The organism is Frankia tisae (genome assembly GCF_025403405.1).
Taxonomy (GTDB): domain Bacteria; phylum Actinomycetota; class Actinomycetes; order Frankiales; family Frankiaceae; genus Frankia; species Frankia tisai.
This window is the reverse complement of the sequence record NZ_JANEZT010000706.1, coordinates 1-1,226: the sequence shown is the minus strand read 5'-3', so window position 1 is coordinate 1,226 and position 1,226 is coordinate 1. Positions and strand designations below refer to the sequence as shown.

The following is a 1,226-nucleotide window of genomic DNA, read 5'->3' as shown; positions in this document are numbered from 1 at the left end:
GGGCCAGCGGTGCCGGGCGGGGCAGGACGGCCCACAGCCCGTGCCAGATCGCGGCCTGCCGCAGATCGCCGCCGGTGACATGGTCGGCCATCAACATCGCCTCCTCCCCCTGGCCGCCCGCCGCGGTTCCCGCGGTCGGGCGCGGGCGGGTCAGCGGCCCACGACGAGACCGATGGCGACGCCGACCGCGAGCCCGCCGACCGACAGTCCCAGGATCCACAACGCCCAGGCATCGCGGCGGGCCACGGCGGACGGCGCGGTTCGGTGTGCGCCGCGGTATCTGAGCCCGGAACCGGTGAGAGCCATCGATGATCTCCTGTTTCATCACCCGCAACACCCCAAGAGATAACCGATAGTGAACGACAACTACGCTGCGTGCAACAGCGGCGAGGGGCCGGCCGAGGAGATCACGGGAAGTCCCGCGACCGGGAGGTGACGGCGACCGGCAGTGGCCACATCCGCCGAGACGGCCAGTGCCGCCGGACCAGCCACGGCCGGACTAACCCGGCCGTGGCGGGACGGCCGCGGCGTCGGCGGGACCGGTGCCGGCGAGCACCGGCTGGGACGGCAGCCCCAGCGTGCCCTCGACAGTGCCGATGAACTGGTCGACCTGACGGATCAGGTCGTCGGCCTCCCGCCGGCCCACCACGTTCAGGCCGGCCTCGGCGGCCGCCCGCCGGCCGGCGCCCGCCGCGAAGAAGTCCGCCCATTCGGCGAGCTCTGGAGCCACCCGCACGAGCAGGCACCAGGCGCTGACCGGTCGGCCGCGGCGGCCCGGCCGGGGCCGCGCCCGGTCCGCCAGCACGGCGGCGGCGGCCCGCAGGGCGGCGAGATGGGCCAGGGCGTACCGCTCCCCGGCCCGGGGGGCGTACTCCGCCTCTCCGAGACCGCGCCGGGCGGCGGCGAGCAGCTCGTCCCGGGAGCGGCGGGGTAGCCCCGCGGCGGGCAGCAGGGCCCGCCCGGGCGGCCCGCTGGATGCTCCCCGCCCGGTCGACGTACCCTCCGCCCCGACGGCTCCCTCCGTGGGGCCCGCGCCGCTGGCAGATCGGCTCACGACGGCCATGACACCCTCCCGGCGTCGAACACAGGTTCGAACACCTGGAAGGTAGCCCCCTCCCGGCCGGCCCGTCAAACACCCAGGTCCTGGGCAGGCGGGCGAGCCTGCCCGCCGGCGGTGCACTCGAGCAGGCGCAGGAACCAGGCCAGCACGAGCAGCGCCACCACAT

General features: G+C 75.9%; 2 protein-coding genes. Both read right to left on the bottom strand.

The annotated features are described in order from the left end of the window. Positions 1–150: 150 nt before the first annotated feature. On the bottom strand, positions 151–306 hold the full coding sequence (locus NBZ85_RS31235; protein ID WP_261556324.1) for a hypothetical protein: 156 nt from the start codon (positions 304–306) through the stop codon (positions 151–153). A 193-nt stretch (positions 307–499) separates the two neighbouring features. Further along, complete coding sequence (locus NBZ85_RS31230; protein WP_261556323.1) at positions 500–1,063, bottom strand: SAV_6107 family HEPN domain-containing protein; 564 nt, start codon at positions 1,061–1,063, stop codon at positions 500–502. Positions 1,064–1,226 lie beyond the last annotated feature (163 nt).

Bases quoted from the DNA above. Each gene is read 5' to 3' on its own strand.
- NBZ85_RS31235 (WP_261556324.1), bottom strand. From the start codon at position 306: ATGGCTCTCACCGGTTCCGGGCTCAGATACCGCGGCGCACACCGAACC.
- NBZ85_RS31230 (WP_261556323.1), bottom strand. From the start codon at position 1,063: ATGGCCGTCGTGAGCCGATCTGCCAGCGGCGCGGGCCCCACGGAGGGA.